The sequence below is a fragment of the Pectobacterium actinidiae genome (genome assembly GCF_000803315.1).
In the GTDB taxonomy this organism is placed as follows: domain Bacteria; phylum Pseudomonadota; class Gammaproteobacteria; order Enterobacterales; family Enterobacteriaceae; genus Pectobacterium; species Pectobacterium actinidiae.
The window spans coordinates 3,984,471-4,007,638 of sequence record NZ_JRMH01000001.1; the positions used below are offsets into that span (position 1 = coordinate 3,984,471).

Genomic DNA, 23,168 nt, shown 5'->3' on the forward strand with positions numbered 1-23,168 from the left:
TGCGTCCAGCTCTCCCGCGCCGTGGTGAATTGATAATACGCCTTATTCGGCGTCATCAGCTTCCTGCGACTGCTGCGAAGCTGTCGTGTTACTACCGTGATAGTTGTTGCTGCCGCCGCCTGGATTGTTGCTATGGTGAGAGACTGGGCGAGAAGGAACAACTGTAGAGATGGCGTGCTTATAAACCATCTGACTTACCGTGTTTTTCAACAAAATCACGAACTGATCGAAAGATTCGATCTGACCTTGCAACTTAATACCGTTCACCAAATAAATCGAAACCGGAACACGTTCACGACGCAAAGCGTTCAAGAACGGATCTTGCAAAGATTGCCCCTTAGCCATTCTATATTTTCCTTATTTGTATGTTGTTTGTAACAAAGAACCCTATGGCTCTAAAATAACGGTGTAAAAACTTGCACGCTGAGACTCACCGATTGTACACAATCACTCAACCTATGCACTAACAACCTGTACACTCGTCATACTTCAAGTTGCATGTACGTTGGCTGCGTTCACTCACCCGAATCACTTACCTGTGTAAGCTCATCGGGATTCCTTCCCTTGCCGCCTTCCTGAAACTTGAATTATTTAAAATGTATTACCTTGTCCAGTGCTTCAGCCGGTTTTTCGCTATCCAGCCAGCAAACATCATCCCAACCGCGCAACCAGGTCATTTGACGCTTCGCCAACTGACGCGTCGCACAAATTCCCCGATAAACCATCTCATCGTAATCAATTTCACCGGATAAATATGACCACATCTGGCGATAACCCACGCAACGAATAGAGGGCATATCCGTATGAAGGTCGTGCCGGGCAAACAATATCCGGGCTTCTGTCTCAAAACCCGCCGCCAACATTTGATGAAAACGCTGTTCAATCCGCTCATGCAACAATTCACGCGTCACCGGGGCGATAGCAAACTGATGAACCTGATAGGGCAGCGCATCACCAGACGTTTTTGTCAGTTCAGTTAAAGTGTTACCTGAAACGAAAAAAACTTCCAGTGCTCGCGAGAGTCTCTGCGGATCATTTGGATGAATCCGAATTGCTGCTATCGGATCGATCTCACTAAGCTGCCGATGCATCGCTTCCCAGCCGATGTCTTTTGCCTGCTCTTCAATGCGTTGGCGTACAGCGGCATCGGCTGGCGGCAGAGGAGAAAGCCCCTCCAGCAGCGCCTTAAAGTACAGCATCGTCCCCCCCACCAGCAGGGGAATGCGCCCGGCAGCGGTAATATCCGCCATTTCACGCAGCGCATCGCGGCGAAAATCGGCCGCAGAATAAGATTCAGCCGGATCGAGAATGTCGATTAACCGATGCGGTGCCTGCGCCAGCTCTTCAGCACTTGGCTTCGCCGTCCCGATATCCATACCTTTATAGATGAGGGCGGAATCTACGCTAATCAACTCTACGGGCAAATATTCTCGTAACGCCATTGCCAATGCCGTTTTTCCTGACGCCGTCGGTCCCATGATAAAAATGGCGGGCGGCAACGACGCGTTTTCTACATCACTCATGCGTTAAAGCCTTGATGGCATCCTGGATGTCCATCATAAATAAAAGTTCAGACGGCGGCGCTTTCGCCAACTGCGGACAAAGCCGCTCGACATCCGCCAGTAATTGTATGGCCTGAGAATGGCTCCAGCTTTCCTGTTCACTCTGCAATCGTGCTGCCATCCACGACGCCAACGCGCCAGGTTCTACCTGCTGTGCCTCAACCGTCTGATAGTCGGCCAGATAGCCTATCAGTTCGGAGATCAAGTTTTGTAAATTTTGTTGGCGCAATGGTAAAGGTACGGCACGCAATGTGGCACGCTGTGACTCAACCACCACATCAATACCAAAACGCATCAGCAAAGCGTGATGGGAAGACAAAACGCCCAGCTCAGATTTACTCAACGTCAGCCGCTGCGGAATCAGTAACGGCTGCGCCCGCAATCCCTCTTCCGACGGCGTCAATTGCACCGCTTTCAGATAACGTTCAGCCACAGAAAGCGACAGCATCGCCAATCCCTTATGGTACTCCAACAGCGCGTAGCACGGCGGATACACCGTCAACACTCGCCCAAAACCGTTCGATTGGCTTTCCAGCGGTGATTCGGCCGGCGCGCGTTGTTTATTATTGCTGGCTGCGGTGTCCACCGCGTTTCGATTTGGTGGGGCGTCATGCGATACCGTGGATGGCACAACCACATCCGACGATATAACGTGATTCGACGGTACAGGCATACGCTTGCCAGACGGCGGCGGCACACTTCCTGCATTATCCGTCGGTTGCAGCAATGTTTTATACAGCTCACCCTGCTTTTTCTGATACGGATTCTCTGGCTGATAGCCGGAATAGGCAGATTCTCGCGCCTGACCGGAATGACTTGCGCGCGGCGTTTTCCCACCAGACGATGGCGGATGATCAGCACGTGACGGCTGGGCAAAGTGGTTTTCACCTGCGGCGGTGCGGTTTTCCTGCTGCCATTGCACAGATTTCCCAGTTTCAGGTTCTGTCATGCCAAGCCCCGGTGCAGAAGCCTGTTGCAGAACGGACATCACCGCCTGATAGATAAAGTCATGCACCAGACGAGCCTGATGGAACCGAACCTCATGCTTGGCAGGATGCACATTCACATCAACCTGATGCGGGTCGATCTCCAGATATAAAACATAAGCGGGCTGCTGATCGTCACTAAGCTGATCCTGATAAGCCTGCCGGATAGCATGATTGATCAGCCGGTCGCGCATCATGCGCTGATTCACATAGCAATATTGCAAGTCTGGCAGTTGCTTGGCACCAACCGGATCGGCAACCCAGCCATGAATAGTGAGATCGCCGTGTTGCCATGACACCGCGAGCGCATGCTGTAAGAATGTCGCACCGCAAATGCTACCCAATCGGCGCTCATACTGACTTTTATCCGGTGCCGCACGGTACTGTCGCATCAGCTTACCGTTATGATGCAAGGTAATGGCGACATCGAAACGCGCCAGCGCGATACGACGCACGACCTCGTCAATATGGGTGAATTCGGTTTTTTCCGTACGCATAAATTTACGGCGGGCGGGGGTGTTATAAAACAGATCCAGCACTTCCAGCGTGGTGCCCACAGGATGGGCGGCAGGCTTGACTGTCACCGCCATATCGCGCCCTTCGGCGTAGGCCTGCCAGGCTTCCGATTGTTCGGCAGTGCGCGAGGTCAGCGTTAAACGGGAGACGGAACTGATACTTGCCAACGCTTCGCCACGGAACCCCATGCTGACGATCGCTTCCAGATCGTCGAGCGTGGCAATTTTACTGGTCGCATGACGCGCGAGCGCCAGTGTTAACTCATCCTTTCCAATGCCTGAACCATTGTCACGAATGCGAATCAGCTTCGCACCGCCGCGTTCTATGTCGATATCAATCCGGGTAGCCCCTGCATCCAGACTGTTTTCCACCAGTTCCTTCACGACCGAAGCCGGACGCTCAACCACTTCTCCGGCAGCGATCTGGTTAGCCAGTTGCGGTGGCAACACCTGAATCGGCATGGCGTATCCCTCTTACTATCCTCAATCTATCGACATCGTCAGCATGAAGAATCAGGCAGACGGAATAACCAGCGTTTGCCCCAGCTGTACCGTGCCAGTGCGCATATTGTTCGCCTGTTGGATTTCTTTCATGCTGACACCGTAACGGGCAGCAATCGCACTCAGGCTATCACCCTTTACGACCTTATGCTTCACCGGCGCTGCCTTTTTGGGCACGGGCGTTGATGCCGTCTGCTTTGTCCCTGTCGCCGGAATATTCAAACGCTGCCCAACCCAGACGATGTCTTTATTCAGCTTATTCACATCACGCATAGCCGCGAGGCTGACGCCATAGCGTCGGGCAATGGAAGAGAGCGTTTCGCCACGCGCGACGGTATGACGCGTGCTGCCCGCACTCGCTTTTGCCCTGGTTACGCTACCGCCCGACCTTTCCGTATCATCTGCCACCGACTGTAGTGGGCGGCTTTCCTGCTTTGGGAGCATGTTTTTGGGAACGGATTGCATCGGGTGTATTTGGAAATAACTTCTCAGCCCCTGATAAATCGCATTGGCGAGTTTTTCCTGATAGTCATTACTTCCCAAGAGCCGCTCTTCCGAGACATTAGTGATGAACCCGGTCTCCACCAGCAGAGAAGGGATATCTGGCGATCGCAGCACCCCTAGGCTAGCGTGCTCAGGGCGTCGTTTATGCAGCCCCCCAACACGCTGGAGCTCACGTAGCACTTTGGTCGCCACGTCATATCCAACGCGTTGGGAGTGGCCAAATTGCAGATCCAGTACCGCTTGACTGAGGTAAGGATCCGCGCTGCTGTTCGCCAGCAGATCGCCCGCGCCGCCCAACAGTTCAGACTGTTTCTCATGCTGTTCCAGCCAGTTTGCCATTTCACTGTTCGCACGGCGGTTGGACAGCACCCAAACAGACGCCCCTTTCGCATTGCGATTCGGTGCTGCATCCGCGTGAATCGACACTAACAGGTTCGCGCCCTGCTTACGTGCCACGTCCGAACGTCCCATGACGGAGATAAAATAGTCACCGTCACGCGTCAGCACGCCTCTAAAGGCTGGATCGTTATTCAGTAAGGCTTGTAACTTACGCGCGATAGAAATAGTGACATTTTTCTCACGCAGCCCGTTCGTCCCAATCGCACCAGGATCTTGTCCACCGTGACCGGCATCGATCGCCACGACAATCCGTTCATTACCCTGTCGAGCCGGCACTCGCGTAGTAGACGACGCATTGCTATTCACGACAACGGTAGGCTTGTTGGTAAACGGATTTTTGGCAGGTTCTGCCGGCGCACTATTTTGCTGCCGTGAAGCCGGAGGCGCTGAAGCCTGTACCGTTTTCGCTTTATCACCTGTGATGGTGAAGACAACAACGTAGCCTGACCCTTCTTTTTGCGTCACCGCCCGCGTTTTAGCCGCCTGGGTCAAATCCAGAACCAAACGCAGGCTTTGTGCGTCCTGCGCGTTGCTGGTTCGCACACGCTTAATCAGATTTTGCCCGCTGAAATCCAACGGCAGCCCCTTAATGACGCCAGTCTGACGAATATCGATGACCACTCTGGCGGGGTTACTGAGCGGGAAAAAAGCATAAATAGGCTGACCGCTAAAGCTCAGACGCACCGTGGCCTGGCCTGACGCATTATCCACCTTGATATCCGACAGATTGGCTGCCCACGCCGTTCCTGCCAGCAACAGCCATACGCCGATGAACAGCTTAACCATACGACTCATCATGATTCTGTTGTTCCTGGCTGAAGAGAAAAACGTTGTAATATCGCGTCTCCCGTCGTAGAGACAGCGAACAGTTCAGCCTGCCGGCCCTGATCCTGATAGCGCAAATGCAGCTCGATATCCGCCTCGGGCAGCACACCGGCCCCTTGCTGCGGCCATTCAATCAGGCAAATGGCATCCTGCGTCAGGTAATCGCGGATCCCCATAAACTCCAACTCTTCCGGGTCAGCCAGTCGATAGAGATCAAAATGGTAGACCGCCAGCGGCGATAACGCATAAGGCTCGACCAGCGTATAAGTGGGGCTTTTGACATTACCCTGATGACCGCGAGCCTGTAGGAACCCGCGGCTGAACGTCGTTTTCCCCGCACCGAGATCGCCATAAAGGTGGATAACACAAGCACCGTCACAGGCTTTCGCCAGCGCCGTGCCTAACGAGATCGTTGCTGCCTCATCCGGCAGAAGTAAGACTATTTTTTTCATTCTATCTATTGTTCTAAAAACATCGGCTCTAGAAACATCCGCTCGGGATTAACATATCGGAACAACACAGGCAGTAAATCAGTTGCCAGCATACCTCGGGTACCGCGCCGCGCTGCCAGCCAATCCGCCGCCGCGCCGTGTACGACACACCCTGCACAGGCAGCATCATACAGCGAGAGCTTTTGCGCCAGCAAACCGCCAACGATACCTGACAGCACATCACCCATGCCGCCTGTCGCCATGCCAGGGTTTCCCACATCAGCAATCGCAACCTCGCCCCGTTCGCTGGCAATCACCGTTCCCGCACCTTTTAATACAACAACGCCACCATAACGTTTTACCAACTTTGTGACTGCAAGTAAGCGATCACTTTCAATATCAGAGACGCGGCAATTCAGTAAACGTGCCGCTTCACCGGGGTGAGGTGTCAGCACGCGATTCTGCCGCTTATGCGGATTGATTGCCAGCAGGTTAAGCGCATCCGCATCCCATAACATGGGTTTGTTACAATTTTCTGCCAGACACAGTGCGCTTTTCCCCCAGTCATCCTGCCCTAAACCGGGTCCAATCACCACGACATCGGCCCATTCCAACCCCTGTCGCAGCGTCTCTGTCGTCAATTCCTGCACCATCAACTCAGGTCGAGCCGTCAGAAACGCAGATTGATACTGTTTGTGAGTAAGTACTCGCACCAAGCCTGCACCGCTGTGTAACACCGCATCGGCAGCCATCAGTACCGCACCGCCTAAGCCCACGTTACCGCCGACCACCAATAGCCTGCCGTTACTCCCTTTGTGTTGTCCGGCAGGACGAGGCGTCAACCATTCAGGAAGCTGTGCCGCAGTCAGTCGCCGTATCGGCGCGGTTTGATCGTCCAGCCACGCCTGCAACCCTAACGAATGATAATGTAATGTCCCAACCTGTTCACGGGCGCGACCAGTCAGTAACCCTGGTTTCAGTGCAATAAAGCTCACCGTCTGCGCCGCACAAATCGTTACCCCCGCACAAGCGCCAGTTTCAGCATGTAAGCCAGAGGGAATATCCAGTGAAATAATGGGAGCGGGATAGGCATTCGCCTGCGTCATTAACGCCGCATAAGGCGCGCGCGGTGCAGCGGAAAGTCCGGTTCCCAACAAACCATCCACAATGAGATCGATCCCATCCGGCCACGGCGTATCGCCATTCTGCGCAGTAACCTCTTGAACACGTCCCCCCTGCTCCAGCCAGCGCTGCCGGGCAAGATGAGCCTCGTCAGGCAGAGGCTTATCACTGGCGCATGCGATAACATCGACCTCAATGCCCGCCGCCAGCGCCAAACTGGCGACCACATATGCATCGCCGCCGTTATTACCGTGTCCGGCCAGCACCCGCCAGCGTCGAGCCGAGGGATAGCATTGGCGAGCGACCTGAAATGCGGCTTCTCCCGCACGCAGCATGAGTTCCCACAGCGAAAGCCCCGACTCGCTGGCCGCTCTGGCCTCTTCACGGCGCACCCACTCGGCGTAAAACACCGAATCAGGCAAATTATCCTCTCGCTTTCGGTCGTGACCCGTCATCATCTGCTCTTCGTTTTCATTACAATTTTTTCATTACAATGACTTAAAATTAGCAAGCAACCTAAACGACCGCCAGCATTCAACGCGTATCAGCAGGCATCGGCTCTGCGGCGCGAATATGGTAACATCAGCACGTCTTGTTTCTTTCTGTGGCCCATCATGTCATACCCCTACGATCTCAACGAATTAGCGCAACACATCAAACAATGGGGACAGGCATTGGGGTTCCAGCAGGTCGGCATCTGCGACACCGATTTGTCCGCAGAAGAGCCTCGACTTCAGGATTGGCTGGATAAGCAATACCACGGAGAAATGGACTGGATGGCGCGCCACGGCATGCTGCGCGCACGTCCGCATGAGCTGCTGCCCGGTACACTGCGCGTCATCAGTGTACGTATGAATTATCTTCCCGCCAAAGCCGCCTTCGCCAGTACCTTAAGGAACCCAGAGCTCGGCTACGTCAGCCGCTATGCGCTAGGCCGTGATTACCACAAGCTGCTGCGCCAACGTCTGAAAAAGCTCGGCGACCAGATTCAGGAATACTGCGGTGAATTGAATTTTCGCCCCTTTGTCGATTCCGCCCCCATTATGGAACGTCCTTTAGCCGCGAAAGCCGGGCTTGGATGGGTTGGTAAACACTCACTAATTCTGAACAGAGAAGCGGGTTCCTGGTTCTTTCTGGGTGAACTGCTGATCGATTTACCCCTGCCCGTCGATCGGCCACAGGAAGAACAGTGCGGCCGATGCGTCGCCTGCATGACGACCTGCCCAACCGGTGCGATTGTCGCCCCTTACACCGTTGATGCTCGCCGCTGCATTTCCTATCTGACTATCGAACTGGAAGGTCCGATTCCTGAAGAATTTCGTCCGCTAATGGGAAATCGTATCTATGGCTGCGATGACTGTCAGCTGATTTGCCCGTGGAACCGGTTTTCACAGCTTACCGACGAGGCCGATTTCAGCCCGCGCGCCGCGCTGCATACGCCGGAACTGTTGGCATTATTTGGCTGGAATGAAGAGAAATTTCTGCGGATTACAGAAGGATCGCCGATCCGGCGCATCGGTCATCTCCGCTGGCTACGCAATATTGCCGTCGCGCTGGGTAATGCGCCCTATCAGGATAGTATTGTGCTGGCACTGCAAGCCCGTCTGGGTGAAAGCGAACTGTTGGATGAACATATCCACTGGGCAATTCATCAGCAGATGGAGCGTCGCGCGTCACTGGGAATTGACGTCCAATCCACACAGAAAAAACGGCTTATTCGTGCAGTAGAGAAAGGATTACCGCGTGATGCGTGAGCCGCTCAAACTCTTGTCATCAGTTTGTCGCACGCGCTGTGAATAAATAAAAAAAACCGTTGCCAATCAACTGTCACAAAAAGTACAAGCGATCGTTATAACATTTTATAAGTAAAATTTATTAATAGATATCAATAAGATACTCTACAGTATTTTATCAACAATATGGTGTGATTAATAAATAATCAACAAACAGCCTGTGGATAAGTCTGTTAAGAAGAATATGATTTTTTGTATTAACTGATAAAAAGTGATGTGGATTGAGGTAACGCTTGCGCTTGAAACATGATGTTGTGTAAACCGTAAAAAACGGGCAACAGCACAAAGCGGCGTGCATTATGAATTTCTTATTGTCCTTTGGCAAGGGCTGAGATCTAATTTTTACGATCGAAAGAGATGTTTTACGATCAAAAGCAAAAACGCGGCGACACCTCTTTATGAGGCATCGCCGCGCGGAACGTTAAGTTAAGATTGTCGTCAGAGAAACAGGAGGATGGCAAATATGTCCACCCTCGTCCTCAACTGACCGATGTTATGCACGCGTTCTGATCAGGTAATCAAAGGCGCTCAAGGACGCTTTCGCGCCTTCACCCGTTGCGATGATGATCTGCTTGTACGGCACCGTCGTACAGTCACCGGCAGCAAAGACCCCTTTTACGCTGGTTTCGCACTTGGCATCGATCTCGATTTCACCGATGCGGTTTCTGGCGACCGTACCTTCCAGCCAATGGGTATTAGGCAGCAGGCCAATCTGCACAAAGATCCCTTCCAGCGCCAAATCGTGCACCGTCTCGGTCATACGATCTTTATAGCTCAGCCCCGTCACCTTCTGCCCATCGCCTTTCACTTCTGTGGTCTGCGCATTCAGAATGATGTCAACGTTCGGTAGGCTACGCACTTTTTCCTGTAATACAGAATCTGCTTTCAGTTCTGGAGCAAACTCAAGCAACGTGACATGTTTCACCACACCAGCCAGATCGATAGCGGCTTCCACGCCGGAGTTGCCGCCGCCAATCACCGCGACACTCTTGCCTTTGAACAATGGGCCATCACAGTGTGGACAGTACGTTACGCCGCGCGTACGGTATTGATCTTCGCCGGGTACATTCATGTTTCTCCAGCGTGCACCAGTCGCAATGATCACACTGCGCGCTTTCAGCGTCGCACCGGAGACGGTAATCACCTGATGCGGTTTACCTGGTTCTCCGCCAGGAATTAAGGCTTCTGCACTCTGTGCATCGATCACATCCACGTCATAGTCATCAACATGGCTCTTCAGCGCCGTAGCCAGTTTGGCACCTTCCGTTTTCGGCACGGAAATGTAGTTTTCGATATCAACGGTATCCAGCACCTGGCCGCCAAAACGCTCACCGACCAAACCAGTACGAATGCCTTTACGCGCAGAATAGACCGCTGCTGCTGCCCCCGCCGGGCCGCTACCAATGATTAACACGTCATAGACGTCACGCTGGTTCAGCTTCTCAACCTGTTTAGCGCCCGCGCCAGTATCGATTTTAGTCACAATCTCAGCCAGGCTCGTCCGCCCTTGGCTGAAGTGTTCGCCGTTCAGGAAAACGGTAGGAACGCCCATGACATTACGGCTTTGGATCTCATCCTGAAACACACCGCCGTCAATCGCGGTATGGGTGATATTCGGATTCAACACCGCCATTAAATTCAGTGCCTGCACCACGTCTGGGCAGTTATGGCAGGACAGCGAGTAATACGTTTCAAAGTGGAATGAGCCGTCAAGATGACGGATTTGATCGAGTAATTCTTTCGCTTCTTTCGACGGATGACCACCCACCTGCAATAACGCCAGGATCAGGGAGGTAAATTCGTGTCCCATCGGCGCACCGGCAAAACGCGGGCCGCTTTGGGAACCAGGATTGGTAATCAGGAATGAAGGCTTACGTACTGCCAGATCATTCTTTTCAATAAAACTTACCCGGTCAGACAGCTCAGCAATCTCAGCCAGCAGGGTTCTGACTTCAGCAGATTTGGCGGAGTCATCCAGAGTCGCAATCAACTCAACAGGTTTGGTTAATTTTTCCAGATAGGCTTTCAACTGGACTTTCATCGTATTGTCGAGCATCGGTCGTCCTTAATTAGGCAAGTAGGTACAAAGGCAAAATCGTGCAGTGTGCTGGCCCCAAAAGCCGGGCCAGAAAAATCGGGTGCAATGCACCCGATAAAAACGGCCATATCTTCTACAGTTATGTTTTCCGAGGTGTTAGCTTAGATTTTGCCAACCAGATCCAGAGACGGGGCCAGAGTAGCCTCGCCTTCTTTCCACTTAGCTGGGCACACTTCGCCTGGGTGAGAAGCAACGTACTGAGCCGCTTTCACTTTGCGCAGCAGGTCAGATGCATCGCGGCCAATCCCTTCAGCCGTGATTTCTACTGCCTGAATGATGCCCTGTGGGTCAACGATGAATGTACCGCGGTCGGCCAGGCCTTCTGCTTCGCGCATATTTTCAAAGTTACGCGTCAGTTGGCCAGTTGGGTCACCGATCATGGTGTATTTGATTTTGCCAATGGTTTCAGAGCTGCTGTGCCACGCTTTGTGCGTAAAGTGGGTGTCAGTGGAAACAGAGTAGATTTCCACGCCACGCTCTTGGAATTCGTCGTAATAGTCAGCGACATCACCCAGTTCGGTCGGGCAGACAAACGTAAAGTCAGCTGGATAGAAGAAGAACACGCTCCATTTACCTTCAATGTTCTTCTCTGTCACTTCGATGAATTGACCGTCTTTGAACGCCATGTTTTTGAATGGTTTAACTTGGGTACTGATTACTGACATCACTTTATCCTCATGTGTTTTCGTATGTGGCTAAAGTACAGAAACGTGATCGTTATCACCAATCTGTTGTCTTTATCGAATCAATAAGTAATACCTAACGTAGCGTGAAATCAGGGATACCTGACTTCCATATTCTCACCACCGACCCTGACTGTCTTAAAGTGTGGCGTAACCGCTTCAACGTTGCCGTCCTTAATCAGTGCAATCAGTTGTTCCTTGTCAAACGAGCTAAATAGGCTGGCCGCAATTTGCCACTGACCCTTTTCATCACGGGCGAGAATTTTCCCACCGCCTCCCCAGCCTACTCGGGGGAAAATGAGCACTTCATTATGGCCATCCCCTGTCAAATCAATAGCAAAGAGCAGACAAGCGATTTCTCGGCAGCGATTGCCAAAATTATCGCCCTGTAACATGTCTTCGACCCCTTCTTCCAATGGCCCCACCCATTCGACCTGAACAGGAAGAACTTCTGCGGGACGTCCCTGCAACCGATCGCGCAGCGCCTGGCGCCCTGCCGCATCCAGTATGCGGTCATGCTGCAATTCTTCAGCCAGCCAGTTGAATTGCTGTCTCCCTGAACGCCCTAAGTCATCACGCAACCCCCACGGCTCGAACTTATCGATCGGTGTTTTCCCACTAAGCAGGCGCTGAACCTGATTTCTCGCACTAAACGCTTCCGGGCTTAACAGCGGTGTATGCAGCAATACCATCAAAATGCAGGTAACCGCAGCGAGCAGCGGATTACTTGTTCGCAAATTCCCCAGCCAGACGCCAGAACGACGAATGACGGCCCACACCATCGCCAGACTGTAAAGCATTGCGATCGCTACCACGAAGATCGACTGAAAACGGAAAGGTGTCAGGCCATACTGTTCGATGCGCAGCCAGCTGGAATAGCCAGCTAATCCGACCAAAATCGGCAGACACAGCACGCTGACACTAACCAAACCACGTAAAACCGACGGGTAAGCGTGACCTTCGTTGTCATCCTGAGATGCACAGTTAATCAAAAAGAGGTTGATGCCCATCAGGCATAGCAGAATGACAGTGGAACGACCGGTATTCCATATGGGTTCCAGGCCGCTAAAAGGCAGCGTCAAGGTGAAAACGACGGTGATCAGCGCACTAAACGGCAGCAGGAAACGGCACGCCGACAGCAGAATTCCACGCAGCAGTCCGACTACCGCCTCTTTGGCCATACCGATATATATGCCGATAGAAAACACCATCGGCAAGAGCAGCATATAAAACCGATAGTGGCCGAATACTCTGTTAACCTGCGGAAATCCCAGCATATTGAACAGCATGCCACACAGCATGAGCAGCAACACAACCACCAGAACTAATAGCCAGGCCAATAGCACAGTAAAAATATTGATCCAGGCATGTTTGCAGAGTGCTTCATAGGACGGCCATTTCCCTTCTCGGGTTGACCAACAGCCAATAAACGTACAGCAGATATAACCAAGAAGGATGCTGCACATCACCCAGGAATCAGACGGTTGATATAACCCGCGATCATAGAGAACCCAGCCGCTGATCGCTGTCATCAGCACGGTCAGCACGCTGACCCATAGCCACGTCTTTTTCACCAAGAGAGTACGTTCCAGCCATTGCAGGCTAATGCCACTAACTGCGGCCATCATGATCAACAGCGTCTGAGAAATGCCTTCCTTCAGTTCCAGCGCGGTGACAAATAAAAGCCCTTGAAGCAGGCCAATAATCAGATAAAACCGTAACGATGGAGAACTGGAGGACATGGCAAATCCTTTTGTCGGCGAACCATCACATGTCGGCGGTGGTGTACAAACATATTCACCACTCAGATGCTGTGAGGTAGCAAGATAAATGATGCGTGCAGTCTACAGACAACCCCTTTTGGCATCACGCTTCGGTGGCAAATTTGCCACACCCTATTTTTAGACCCGAGCACCATGAAAAAATGCGCTAAAGTCAGCGCATTCAGAATGCGTCACACAAAATAATTAGCGACAAATATAATTCAATGGAAATAATATTTAAATAAAATATCACTGAAATTAAATAATAAAAACCCAGTCAAATAGAAAAGCCAATATATCAATACGGGTCATAAATCTATTTCAACATAACCACAAAGAATTAAAGTCATTTAATTCAATTGCCGATTTTATATCACCCCCCATATCGCGGTTTGTCTGAGTCTTATGGCTACAGCGAGCAGACGCTGTATTCCGCCCTATGGTATGAGTAAGGATAAAAGACTGTAGCCTCAGAGAAAAATACATGGAGTTTTTCAAGTGAATACAAAGAAAATAGTGTTATCGTCTATTGTTGCAACAGCACTGTTGGCATCAGCTGCCGCCAATGCAGGCCCGAAATTCAACGTAACATTTAAGAATTTAGGTGCAGCTTCTGCTCCAGCCGCAATATTCTCACCGACGACAACCGCAGAAGTATTCTCTCAAGCGAACGCATCCCCCACGCCAATGGCTTCAGTCTTCGGCGGACAATCAAATTCTTATACCATCTCCAGCCCATACAACGACGTAAGTTCAATGCACGTTCGCTACAAAATTGGCACTAAAGTCTGTCAATTTGATATGACCTATACTGTAAAATATGTTCTGGGAAATAAAATCCCAGAGTGGACGAAGAGTACAACACCAAGCAACGGCGCTCGATGCAATCTGCGAGTCACGAGTGCCAGTCTCACCACTTATGATTCAGATGTTGAAATCACCATGAGATAAACAACTCAGGGTAAAACATTTATATAAGTAAATCGGATAAGCCCCCCTACGGTGTGGCTTATCCTTAAAATATCAGTCTGCGACCTGGAAACCTGAAGATGATTAATCTAAATAACTTGTCCGCCACCAAGAATACTGATGTTAGAGACACAGAGAAAACAAATTCATCTGCGGTAACAGGCGATAAATCAAAAAAAGCAGCCTCATCCGTACTATCGACTGAATCAGCACCGCAAGATAAAACTAACGTATCGTCTCTGGCGCGACAGTTGAGTGATGCCGCAACACGGGCAGAAGCGAGGGATTCGAGCAATAGCCGAGGAAAACTGGCGTCCTATGCACATTCGGTGATTGAAGAATTGGCGGGTAGCAGCTATGAAAGCCGCCGAAAAGCGCTGGCAGAAGAACTACCTGATACTGACGATCCGCAATTACTTGCTCGCGCCAAGCAAGCTAATAATTTCGCTAACGGTCACGGCTCAAATCCCTTCAAAGGACTATCCCGCGATCAGCTCTCACTCATTATTTATGACGACAGTAATACCTTTACCGTCAACGAACGCAGAGCGGCATTACATGAATCAAACGAAATAGAAAGCGCCTGGAGCCACAGAGTCGTTGCGCAGAGCAAGCAAGAATGGAACGCGGGGGAGTTTAAACAAACAGAATTCTTCAAACTTGTTCTGGAACACTATGAAGGCTTACCGCTAATCGAACAGGTGCAGGCTCCCGCCAACTACGAATCTCGACTCAAACATCTGATCGAAATGGATTACAACTTTGTCACTGGCGAGCCGGGGAAAAATGCGCATTCGCTGAACAGCCTACTCGATTTACTTCTACCGAGTAATACCCTGATGGGAAGTGACACGTCTACGACAGGAAAGGCTGAATAAGCCAAATAAATAGCCCCATAATCGTCAATCGTCGAGGTGGTTGTTCAGGGGAAAGCAAAGTGATAGCAAACACGCGCTTGTTTCCTGAACACCCACTTATGACTTAAAGAATAGAGGCCGACATACTCATCATTACCGTTTCTGGTGCAAGGTCATGTGCTTTAGCTGATGCTCAAGGAATCAGCACCTCACCAGCCCCGACACCATTGATTTCAATACCCTGTGCCACGGATTTCCCTAACAACACGTTGATTTTCGTTGACGGTGCATCAGCAGTTGGACGATAAACCACATAAGTACGCCCCTTCTCATCGGTCTGTACCGCCTGCGCAGGCACGGCGATGCCCTGTTCGTTACGATAGACAATAATGGCTAGCCGCGCACTCATCCCCAGCCGAATGTTTTGCCTTAAATCCGACAACGGCGTATCAAGAGACACCACCACATCATAGTAAGCACCGCTGCCAGATATATCAGCAGCATTGGCCTGCATGTCAATCGAGGCCACCTTGCCTGTGAGTATTTGTCCGGCAAAACCATCCCCACTCACGTTAACCAGCATCCCCTCTTTCAACTGATGCAGATCTGTCTCTTCGACTCGAGTCGCCACCTGAAAACGATCCTGAGCAATGACATCAAACAGCGGCGCACCCTGACTGACCAGCAAGCCGGGTTGAATGACCACCGGTTTGCCGTTATCAGGCGTCGCCGGGCGCACCACAAAACCGCTAAACGGCGCTTTAACCGCCTGCCGCTCAACCTGAGCAACTAGCGTCTGATAGCGAACCTGTGCGTTAGTCAATTCCATCTCTGCAATCTTGCGATCTTCACCGTTTCCACGCGCCAGCACCGTTCTCAGGTCCTCTTGCGCAGCGATCACATCCTGCTCCTGCGAGCGAATTTGCTGCTTTAGCGTATCAACTTCCATGCGCGCGACGATGCCACGTTCGAACAGCGCCTGCGTGTCCCGAAGATTGGCTTGCGTATTACTAAACGTTGACTGGGCTGAACTTACCGCACGCCTTGCACGCGATACCTCAGTACTTTGCTCCCACCGCTTGAGCGATTGCACCTCACGCTGTGTCTTGAGCACGTCGGCCTGTGCCTGACGTAACTGAATCTCGATTTGCCCAGGATCCAGTATCAGTAACGTTTGCCCTTGTTCGACTCGTTGCCCTTCCCGCACGAGTACTTCGCGGATAATGCCTTCAAAAGGAGCCGCCAGTGTGGCCTGCGTCGCAGCCTGGATTCGCCCAACCAGCCCTAATTGATTCTCCAGTAATTGGGGCTGAACAGGTAACCATTGTCCCTGAGAAGCATTCCCCCATTCATCCGTATGCCCTGCCTGCGCCCAAATAAGCACGCCCAGCGCCGCGATCAGCGGTAATACAATGAGGTAACGCCGATGCAGTCGGGACAAAAAGTGATGCCTAGTCATTGAGTGCGATATCCCAGCTTTGTAATGTAGTACCCAGCGTTTCATCCAGTTCCGCCTGCGCATTGAGGTAGCTGATCAATGCATTGAGACGGGCATTTTCAGCGTTGCGTAAATCGTTCTCGAAACTCAGCACCTGAAAGTTACTGGAACGCCCAACCGTGAGCTTTTCTCGTTCAATTTCCAGCTTACGGCGCGATAAATCACGCGCACGTTGGGAAATCTCAAACTGCCGCCAGCGTGTACCGATATCACGCACCGCATTGGCGACATCGCGCTCAAGCTGCTGTCTGACCTCATCCAATTGAATATGCTGATTGCGCACGTTGACTCGCGCCTGTATCTCTGCCTGACGAGTGCTCAGATCGCCGATCGGGATCTCGACCTGAACGCCAACATAATTCTCCCAGGTACGCGAGGTGCTACTCTGCGCTGCACGGTCACGCACCTGACTCGCCCCTCCAATCAGCGAGACATCCCACAGGCGATCGTTGCGTGCAACCGCTAAACCGAGCGCCGCCTGCTCATTAGCAATGATCTGTGCGAGATAAGCGGGTCGGGAGGCTTCCGCCTGTTTCAACGCCTGAGCGGCGTTGACATCAACACGCTGTGCCTGCATGGATTCCGTTGCCACAATCAGCGTATTTAAATCCAGCGCCAGCAGTTGCAGCAGCGCAAGACGTGCGGTATCCAGCTGGTTTCTGGCTTCTTCATGCGCCAGCTCTTGCGTGGCAACTTCAGCTTCGGTTTGCACAATTTCAAATTCGGCCATGCGTCCTGCGGCAATCATCGCACGGTTGACCTCGACGAGTTGCCGCGCACGCGTCAGCGCATCACGCGCAATTTGCAGTTGTTCCTGTGAGCGCAACAGTTCCCGGTAAGCGGCGATAATTTGCGTAATCGTCTGCGAAACGGTGGATTTCAGCGTCAGACGATTTAACTGCTCAGTCAACTGAGCAATATGAACTGGCGCGGTAGTGACATCTTTACCAGCACCGCGAAGTAAAGGTTGAATCACGGTGATATTGGCACCATCGTTACGTGACAACCCCGCGCTATCAGCCTGCGTATGGCGGTAAGTCCAGCCGAGGCTAAAACGCGTGCCATAAGGCGTGAGTAGTGTTGATGTCGGCGTTAAATTCCCCTGCCGATAACGATCATTTTGATTACGGTTAGAAAGGTAGCTGCCCGTCAGCGACAGCTTAGGCGTAAAGCGATCTTCTGCAACGCGAAGATCAAATTTCTGCGCGATACGATCCAGATAGGCGCTACGGATCGAACGGTTATCACGTAGCCCAAGATAAATGGCATCGCTTAACGTGAGATCGATAGTCTGCGCATTCAGCGATGTGCTAATTGTCGGCTGCCCCTGTCGCGTCGCCTGAGAAGGGTTCAACGATATTTCCGCATACCCTTGATGGGCAGAAAACAAAATCAGTAAACACAGGATAGATTTACGCATCGCGTAGCGCCTGTACAGGTTCAAGCCGCGCCGCGGTCATCGCAGGATTAAGCCCGAAGAACAGGCCAATAGCTAACGAACTGCCAATACCGAGGGGAAGTGACAATGCCGAGAGTGAAAAAGCTGACCAGTCTGAAAAAAAGACAAACAGCCACGCTGCCACAACGCCACACACCGCCCCAATCAGAGCACCACAAGCAGACAGCACAACGGCTTCCAGTAGAAATAGCCCCGCAATATCGCGTGGACGCGCACCCAGCGCCATGCGAACTCCAATTTCACGACGTCGTTCGGACACATTCATCACCATGACGTTCATCACCCCGACCCCGCCCACCAGAAGGGAAATGCCTCCCAGTCCCGCCAGCAGCCATGAAAACATTCGGGACTGCTGCGCCATCCCCTCCAACAACTGCTGTGGGATTTGCACGTCGATATCAAACTTCGGCATCAGAGCAGACAAATAATCCTTTAACTGTGAACCAGTTTGCATCAGCGTGTCGCTGCTACTGTTACGTGCAATCACACTGACGATCTGCGGGGTAGGCATTACACGTCGCATGCCTGAGATAGGCATAAGAATAGAGTCGTCAATCGAGACGGGAACCAAGGGGTTGTGCCCCTGTGACTGTAGAATGCCTACAATCTCAAACAAATATCCGCCAACCTGCACGCGTTCGCCTAAAGCAGCAGCACTTCCCTGAGATGCCCATTGCGCCGCAACATTCGCCCCCAGTACGATGTAGGTACTTTGCTCATCGAAATCACTCAGATAGCGACCCTGCGTTAGCCTCAATCCTAAAACATCCAACAATTCAGCCCGGCTTCCCACCACCATCGTGCTAAATGAACGACCATGCAGTCGCGCCTCGGTGGACGTGACAATTAACGCGGTTGCCGCCTTAATATCAGGCAAATTCTGTCGCAAAGCAGGGATATCCAGGTCAGCAGGTGCCGAAACGGTAGCATGACTTCCTACCCGATTCTGAACGGTGGCAACCAGTAGATCGCTGCCCATTCCCCTGAAAACCCCCATCGCCTCGGCTTCCGCGTTGTGGCCAACGTTAAGCAACGCGACAACGGAACCACAGCCCACCGCAATCCCAAGAAGAGCCAAAATAGCACGTCGTCCCAGCAGAATAAGGCTGTTCAACGGCTCAAGCAGACGCTGTTGCAACGAAGGGCCATAGTGGCATTGCCGCGCTTCCATCCCTAAACGAGGGTCAGACATGATGTACCTCATGAATCCGACCATCTTGCACTTGAATTCGCCGAGCCATACGGCCAGCCATGCCTTCGTCATGTGTCACCATCACGAGCGTCGTTCCCTGTTCGCGGTTCAATGCCAGCAAGAGCGCGATGATGTCATCAGCCGTTTGGCTATCGAGGTTGCCGGTCGGTTCATCCGCAAGCAGAAGCGCAGGCTCACCAACCAGCGCACGCGCAATTGCCACCCGCTGACGTTGACCGCCAGATAAATCCGCTGGCCGATGATGAGTTCGTTCGGCAAGGCCAACACGCGCCAGCTGTAGCTGCGCGGCTTGCCGAGCGGCCTGACGCGAGACGCCACGATAGAGCAAGGGCAACGCAACGTTATCCAATGCATCCAGGCGCGGCAGTAAATTAAAACTCTGGAAGACGAAACCAATAACTTGATTACGCACGATCGCACGTTCATCAGCACTCGCCTGAGACATATCTTGCCCAGCAAGCAGTAAACGTCCCGACACCGGCTGATCGAGTAAGCCGATGATATTGAGCAAGGTACTTTTGCCAGAGCCCGATGCGCCCACGATAGCGCAGCTTTGCCCGGCAGGAATGGACAGTGAAATATTGTGCAGCACCGCTTGAGAAGAAGCCCCGGTACTATAGGTGTGAGAGAGATCTTGTAAACAGATCAGATCCATTACTCTTTCATTAGACATCCTTGCCTCTTTGCTGATCCCCAAAAGCTATCACCGTTGCCGAATTATCCTACTGTTTATGCTTTAGGAAAAGCGGCTTAAAGACTTAACGGCCACAACAACCAAAGACTTTCATCGTTTTAATGTGATAACCGCCACGTGTTAGCGAAGAGGCTTCTGAACATTAGTGGTGATATAGCAGGAGTTTTGTTTCGTGGTGAGAAACATCGAGGCTTAAGAAAGATGGATGAAGAACAAAACAGCGATAAAACCTGAAATCAGGCTAGAGAAGAGAGTAACAAGAATGATGAAGAATTTTGGAGCGGGAAACGAGACTCGAACTCGCGACCCCGACCTTGGCAAGGTCGTGCTCTACCAACTGAGCTATTCCCGCAGAGAATCGGATTTATTATCTTTTACTTTCAGTAAAAAGCAAACCGTACTGAAATCAGACTGATTAAACCCTGTTAGATCACACGTAACATAATGAATTTAATCACTATTTACTCACGAACTGATTCAACGGTCAGCATTATGTACCAATCAACTTAACGTGGCAAGCCCTTTTCACTGAAAACCTTACCGTCCAGTTGCAACCCGCTATGCGCAGTAGCAGGCCATGAGAGCCCTTACAACAACAAGGCCGCCCAAGGTTAAGGCGGCCTGCTATTTCATGAGCTTCTGCGTATCAGGATTTTACGCTTTTCAACAAGGTTTGCTTGCAGATGTGCCCAAATGTGACGTAAGTCCCCGCACTACCCACACCGATACCGTCCTGAGCTGGGACATCAATAATCCACGCCCCCATATCATAGGTCGTTTTCCACGTATTGATATAGCCCATATCGTAGTCCTGGAACTGTGTCGTGTGATCGGCATTACAGGCATCCAATTTCACGGCCCCAGAAGCATTCCCGTTTGCATCAGTGATTATTCCGTGAGCGTTGGCAGCATTAAACTCTAACTGACCATTACTTTCTCGCTGATCGAGCAAAAGAATCGCAACGATATTTGGAATACCCGCACCGGTTGAATCAGTAATACGAACGTTCCAGGTAATATCCCGGTAGGCTTGCGTGGTCATAAAACCATAAGCCGTCGGTGCAGAGCTTGGGATACGCAGAACGTTACTTTCTCCCGAAAGCGAATGGCTAAATTTAGCAATTTTCGAGCCTAGCGTTAGTTTATATTTCTGAGACACTGTCGGTAATCTTGATGGATTAGGCAGCACTCTCACCAAGACTTTTTCATTCGCTTGAGATGGAATGATGCTAATCTCCTGCCCGGTGTTACGGGTTGTCCAGGTATTACCGCCATCAATAGAAGATGCCAATAACCAGTTATTATTTGTTCCGCTTGTCAATCCATCCAGACGCAGTAAAACATGCTGGCCGCGCGTGGCGGTAAATACGTAATAATCCGCATCAGAATCGCTATCAGAGTTGCCTTCAATTTCTCTCAGGCTGTCGGACATCGGGGTGGCCAGAGAGGGAATATCATTCAGTTCATAGTCATCAACATTTGCATTAACAATAGCCCCAAAATTAAAAGCGGAACCATCTGCCGTATTGGCTTCCATAAACCAGTAATAGTGCCCCGGTGGCGTTAAATCCAACGTCGCCTCATCAGCATTCCCTGCTTGATTTGAATAATTAATTGCCGTCACATTATTCTGGCCATCGTCGCGCATCAAACTCAGAGCAATATCGGTTTCAGGACTCATCCCTACAACGAAAGCGGTGGTTTTAGAACGCTGAGTGATTTCAAAGTGATAACAGGCGCTTCCCCCACTTTGCAGACCGTCCAGCGTATAAATTGAGTTTATGGCAAGAGTCGGACACAGCGGGGTGAATGCGCTGTCACTCGCCAGAGCCTGGCTACTTGATAACGACTTTTTTTGTGCGTTTTTTGTATCAGTCTGTGCTGTTGATGCATTGGGAGCAATAACGACAACCCCCTCATTTTCAGCTTTGTGAAATTTATAATTACTTGCAGCATGCGCCTGTATACTCTTGGGGGCATCAAATACAGAAACCGTGCCTTTCTTTTGCAGTTTCCCAATATCCTTCACTTCGACAGAAACGCTGGTTTCCGCAATCGCCGACCCCATGCAGAATGCCAATCCGGCAACCGCAAGATATACATTTAAACGATGGTATTTCATCCCAATATTTCCTTATCTTTGAGTATTCTCAAATAGAACGCAGAGTTATTATTTAATAATTAACAAATGCTGAATGCTAAGCGGAGGTAGTATTACACCGACATGCCGAATAATCTCAATAAAATCTTACAAAAATATTTAAAATGACATCATTTAAGTGAGTAAATTAATTACCAATATAATTAATTTACTCATTAATAATTTTCTAAATAATTATTTAATACTCGCGACGAAAATCTACCTCACCACGCAGCGCGTTATCAGCAGAAAAACGAGCAAGATTTTCCAGGAATAATCGCCCCATCAGCCCCGGCACCATCGGCCCGGCAATATGTGCCGTCAACGTCAGGTTCGGCGTTTTCCAGAACGGATGGCTGTACGGTAACGGTTCTTGTCTGAATACATCCAGCACCGCTCCCGCAATTTGCGCACCATATAGCGCTGCCCGCAAATCATCATCCACCACGGCACTACCGCGCCCGACATTGATAAACAGCGCCGAAGGCTTCATGGCGGCAAACAGATTGGCATCATAGATATCGGTGGTTGCGGAGGTGTCAGGTAGAAGATTGATAACATAATCGGCCTCCGGCACCGCAGCAGGCAGTTCTGCTAAACTCATGATCCGTTTAAAATCAGGCCGCTGTCTTGGCGTACTGACGATACCGTGTAGCTCAACGCCAAAAGGACGTAAAAAGCCAGCGACCTCACAGCCTATCTCTCCCGCACCGACAATCAGTACTTTTTTATCCGCCAGCGATCCCGGTAAGCGGTGATCCCAGCGTCGTTCTTCCTGACTGATTTGCCGTTGCCCCAGATGCAGTTCATGTCTGAGCATATAGGCAATCACATATTCGGCTATCGGCTGACCAAACACGCCAACGGCGCGGCTTAAGCGGTAATCACGCGGTAGCCCATCGGCCAACAGCGGCTTGAACCCTGCCCAGGTAGACTGTAGCCACTGTGGTTTAGCTCCCAGGGCTAGCAATGCAGCGGCGGTATCAGGTTCACCCAGCCAAATTGGGCAACTCACGGCCTGCTCTGCCGTACCGTTTGACAGCACCAGTTCGAGCTCCGGCGCAGCATGGTGTAAGACAGAGCCGATCTCATCAGCACGCGAGTCCAGCAGCAGAATAGCGGTCATAAGCACGTTCCTTAATAGGGTGAGCCACCT

General features: G+C 51.2%; 18 protein-coding genes and 1 tRNA gene. 3 read left to right on the forward strand and 16 right to left on the reverse strand.

All coding sequences use genetic code 11. The features are described from left to right. Nucleotides 1–42: 42 nt before the first annotated feature. From hfq to nnr, 6 genes are all read right to left on the reverse strand, one after another. On the reverse strand, nt 43–345 hold the full coding sequence (hfq, locus tag KKH3_RS17145; protein WP_039361799.1) for an RNA chaperone Hfq: 303 nt from the start codon (nt 343–345) through the stop codon (nt 43–45). Nucleotides 346–587: 242 nt separating this feature from the next. Then, nucleotides 588–1,523, reverse strand: a complete 936-nt coding sequence (gene miaA / locus KKH3_RS17150; protein ID WP_039361801.1) for a tRNA (adenosine(37)-N6)-dimethylallyltransferase MiaA — start codon at nt 1,521–1,523, stop codon at nt 588–590. Further along, complete coding sequence (mutL, locus tag KKH3_RS17155; RefSeq protein WP_039361804.1) at nt 1,516–3,525, reverse strand: DNA mismatch repair endonuclease MutL; 2,010 nt, start codon at nt 3,523–3,525, stop codon at nt 1,516–1,518. Before mutL ends, miaA begins: the two co-directional genes overlap by 8 nt. Nucleotides 3,526–3,576: 51 nt before the next feature. After that, a complete protein-coding gene (gene amiB / locus KKH3_RS17160; RefSeq protein ID WP_039361806.1) occupies nt 3,577–5,265 on the reverse strand; it encodes an N-acetylmuramoyl-L-alanine amidase AmiB in 1,689 nt (562 codons plus the stop codon). Next, the gene (gene tsaE / locus KKH3_RS17165) at nt 5,262–5,744 is read right to left on the reverse strand and encodes a tRNA (adenosine(37)-N6)-threonylcarbamoyltransferase complex ATPase subunit type 1 TsaE (RefSeq protein ID WP_039361809.1); all 483 of its coding nucleotides are present in this window, start codon (nt 5,742–5,744) and stop codon (nt 5,262–5,264) included. Before tsaE ends, amiB begins: the two co-directional genes overlap by 4 nt. Nucleotides 5,745–5,749: 5 nt before the next feature. Next, on the reverse strand, nt 5,750–7,303 hold the full coding sequence (nnr, locus tag KKH3_RS17170) for a bifunctional ADP-dependent NAD(P)H-hydrate dehydratase/NAD(P)H-hydrate epimerase (protein ID WP_039361811.1): 1,554 nt from the start codon (nt 7,301–7,303) through the stop codon (nt 5,750–5,752). A 156-nt stretch (nt 7,304–7,459) separates the two neighbouring features. Between nnr and queG the strand changes: the two genes are divergently transcribed. Continuing rightward, nucleotides 7,460–8,599, forward strand: coding sequence for a tRNA epoxyqueuosine(34) reductase QueG (gene queG, locus KKH3_RS17175; protein ID WP_039361814.1), 1,140 nt, complete (start codon nt 7,460–7,462; stop codon nt 8,597–8,599). A gap of 532 nt (nt 8,600–9,131) precedes the next feature. Here queG and ahpF read toward each other — a convergent pair. The 3 genes from ahpF to KKH3_RS17190 form a co-directional block, all read right to left on the reverse strand. Continuing rightward, nucleotides 9,132–10,694 (reverse strand): alkyl hydroperoxide reductase subunit F, encoded by a 1,563-nt coding sequence (ahpF, locus tag KKH3_RS17180; RefSeq protein ID WP_039361816.1) that lies wholly within the window; start codon nt 10,692–10,694, stop codon nt 9,132–9,134. A gap of 143 nt (nt 10,695–10,837) precedes the next feature. Next, nucleotides 10,838–11,401: an alkyl hydroperoxide reductase subunit C gene (ahpC, locus tag KKH3_RS17185; protein ID WP_039361818.1), complete on the reverse strand. Its 564-nt coding sequence runs from the start codon at nt 11,399–11,401 to the stop codon at nt 10,838–10,840. A gap of 110 nt (nt 11,402–11,511) precedes the next feature. Next, complete coding sequence (locus tag KKH3_RS17190) at nt 11,512–13,161, reverse strand: DUF4153 domain-containing protein (RefSeq protein ID WP_039361821.1); 1,650 nt, start codon at nt 13,159–13,161, stop codon at nt 11,512–11,514. A 519-nt stretch (nt 13,162–13,680) separates the two neighbouring features. Between KKH3_RS17190 and KKH3_RS21950 the strand changes: the two genes are divergently transcribed. Then, nucleotides 13,681–14,133 (forward strand): hypothetical protein, encoded by a 453-nt coding sequence (locus tag KKH3_RS21950; RefSeq protein WP_072034550.1) that lies wholly within the window; start codon nt 13,681–13,683, stop codon nt 14,131–14,133. 98 nt (nt 14,134–14,231) lie between these two features. Continuing rightward, on the forward strand, nt 14,232–15,029 hold the full coding sequence (locus tag KKH3_RS17195) for a hypothetical protein (RefSeq protein ID WP_039361823.1): 798 nt from the start codon (nt 14,232–14,234) through the stop codon (nt 15,027–15,029). A 172-nt stretch (nt 15,030–15,201) separates the two neighbouring features. Here the strand turns inward: KKH3_RS17195 and KKH3_RS17200 are convergent, their stop codons facing one another. From KKH3_RS17200 to KKH3_RS17230, 7 genes are all read right to left on the reverse strand, one after another. Continuing rightward, entirely contained in the window at nt 15,202–16,467 is a 1,266-nt protein-coding gene (locus KKH3_RS17200) for an HlyD family secretion protein (RefSeq protein ID WP_039361826.1), read from the reverse strand. Further along, entirely contained in the window at nt 16,460–17,926 is a 1,467-nt protein-coding gene (locus tag KKH3_RS17205) for a TolC family protein (protein WP_039361829.1), read from the reverse strand. Before KKH3_RS17205 ends, KKH3_RS17200 begins: the two co-directional genes overlap by 8 nt. Next, nucleotides 17,919–19,157 (reverse strand): ABC transporter permease, encoded by a 1,239-nt coding sequence (locus KKH3_RS17210; RefSeq protein ID WP_039361833.1) that lies wholly within the window; start codon nt 19,155–19,157, stop codon nt 17,919–17,921. Before KKH3_RS17210 ends, KKH3_RS17205 begins: the two co-directional genes overlap by 8 nt. Next, complete coding sequence (locus KKH3_RS17215) at nt 19,150–19,851, reverse strand: ABC transporter ATP-binding protein (protein ID WP_039361835.1); 702 nt, start codon at nt 19,849–19,851, stop codon at nt 19,150–19,152. Before KKH3_RS17215 ends, KKH3_RS17210 begins: the two co-directional genes overlap by 8 nt. Nucleotides 19,852–20,148: 297 nt before the next feature. Continuing rightward, nucleotides 20,149–20,224: transfer RNA gene (locus KKH3_RS17220), tRNA-Gly, on the reverse strand. Nucleotides 20,225–20,518: 294 nt separating this feature from the next. Beyond that, the gene (locus KKH3_RS17225) at nt 20,519–21,994 is read right to left on the reverse strand and encodes a hypothetical protein (protein WP_039361838.1); all 1,476 of its coding nucleotides are present in this window, start codon (nt 21,992–21,994) and stop codon (nt 20,519–20,521) included. 217 nt (nt 21,995–22,211) lie between these two features. Then, on the reverse strand, nt 22,212–23,138 hold the full coding sequence (locus KKH3_RS17230) for a D-2-hydroxyacid dehydrogenase (protein WP_039361841.1): 927 nt from the start codon (nt 23,136–23,138) through the stop codon (nt 22,212–22,214). Between the last annotated feature and the right edge of the window lie 30 nt (nt 23,139–23,168).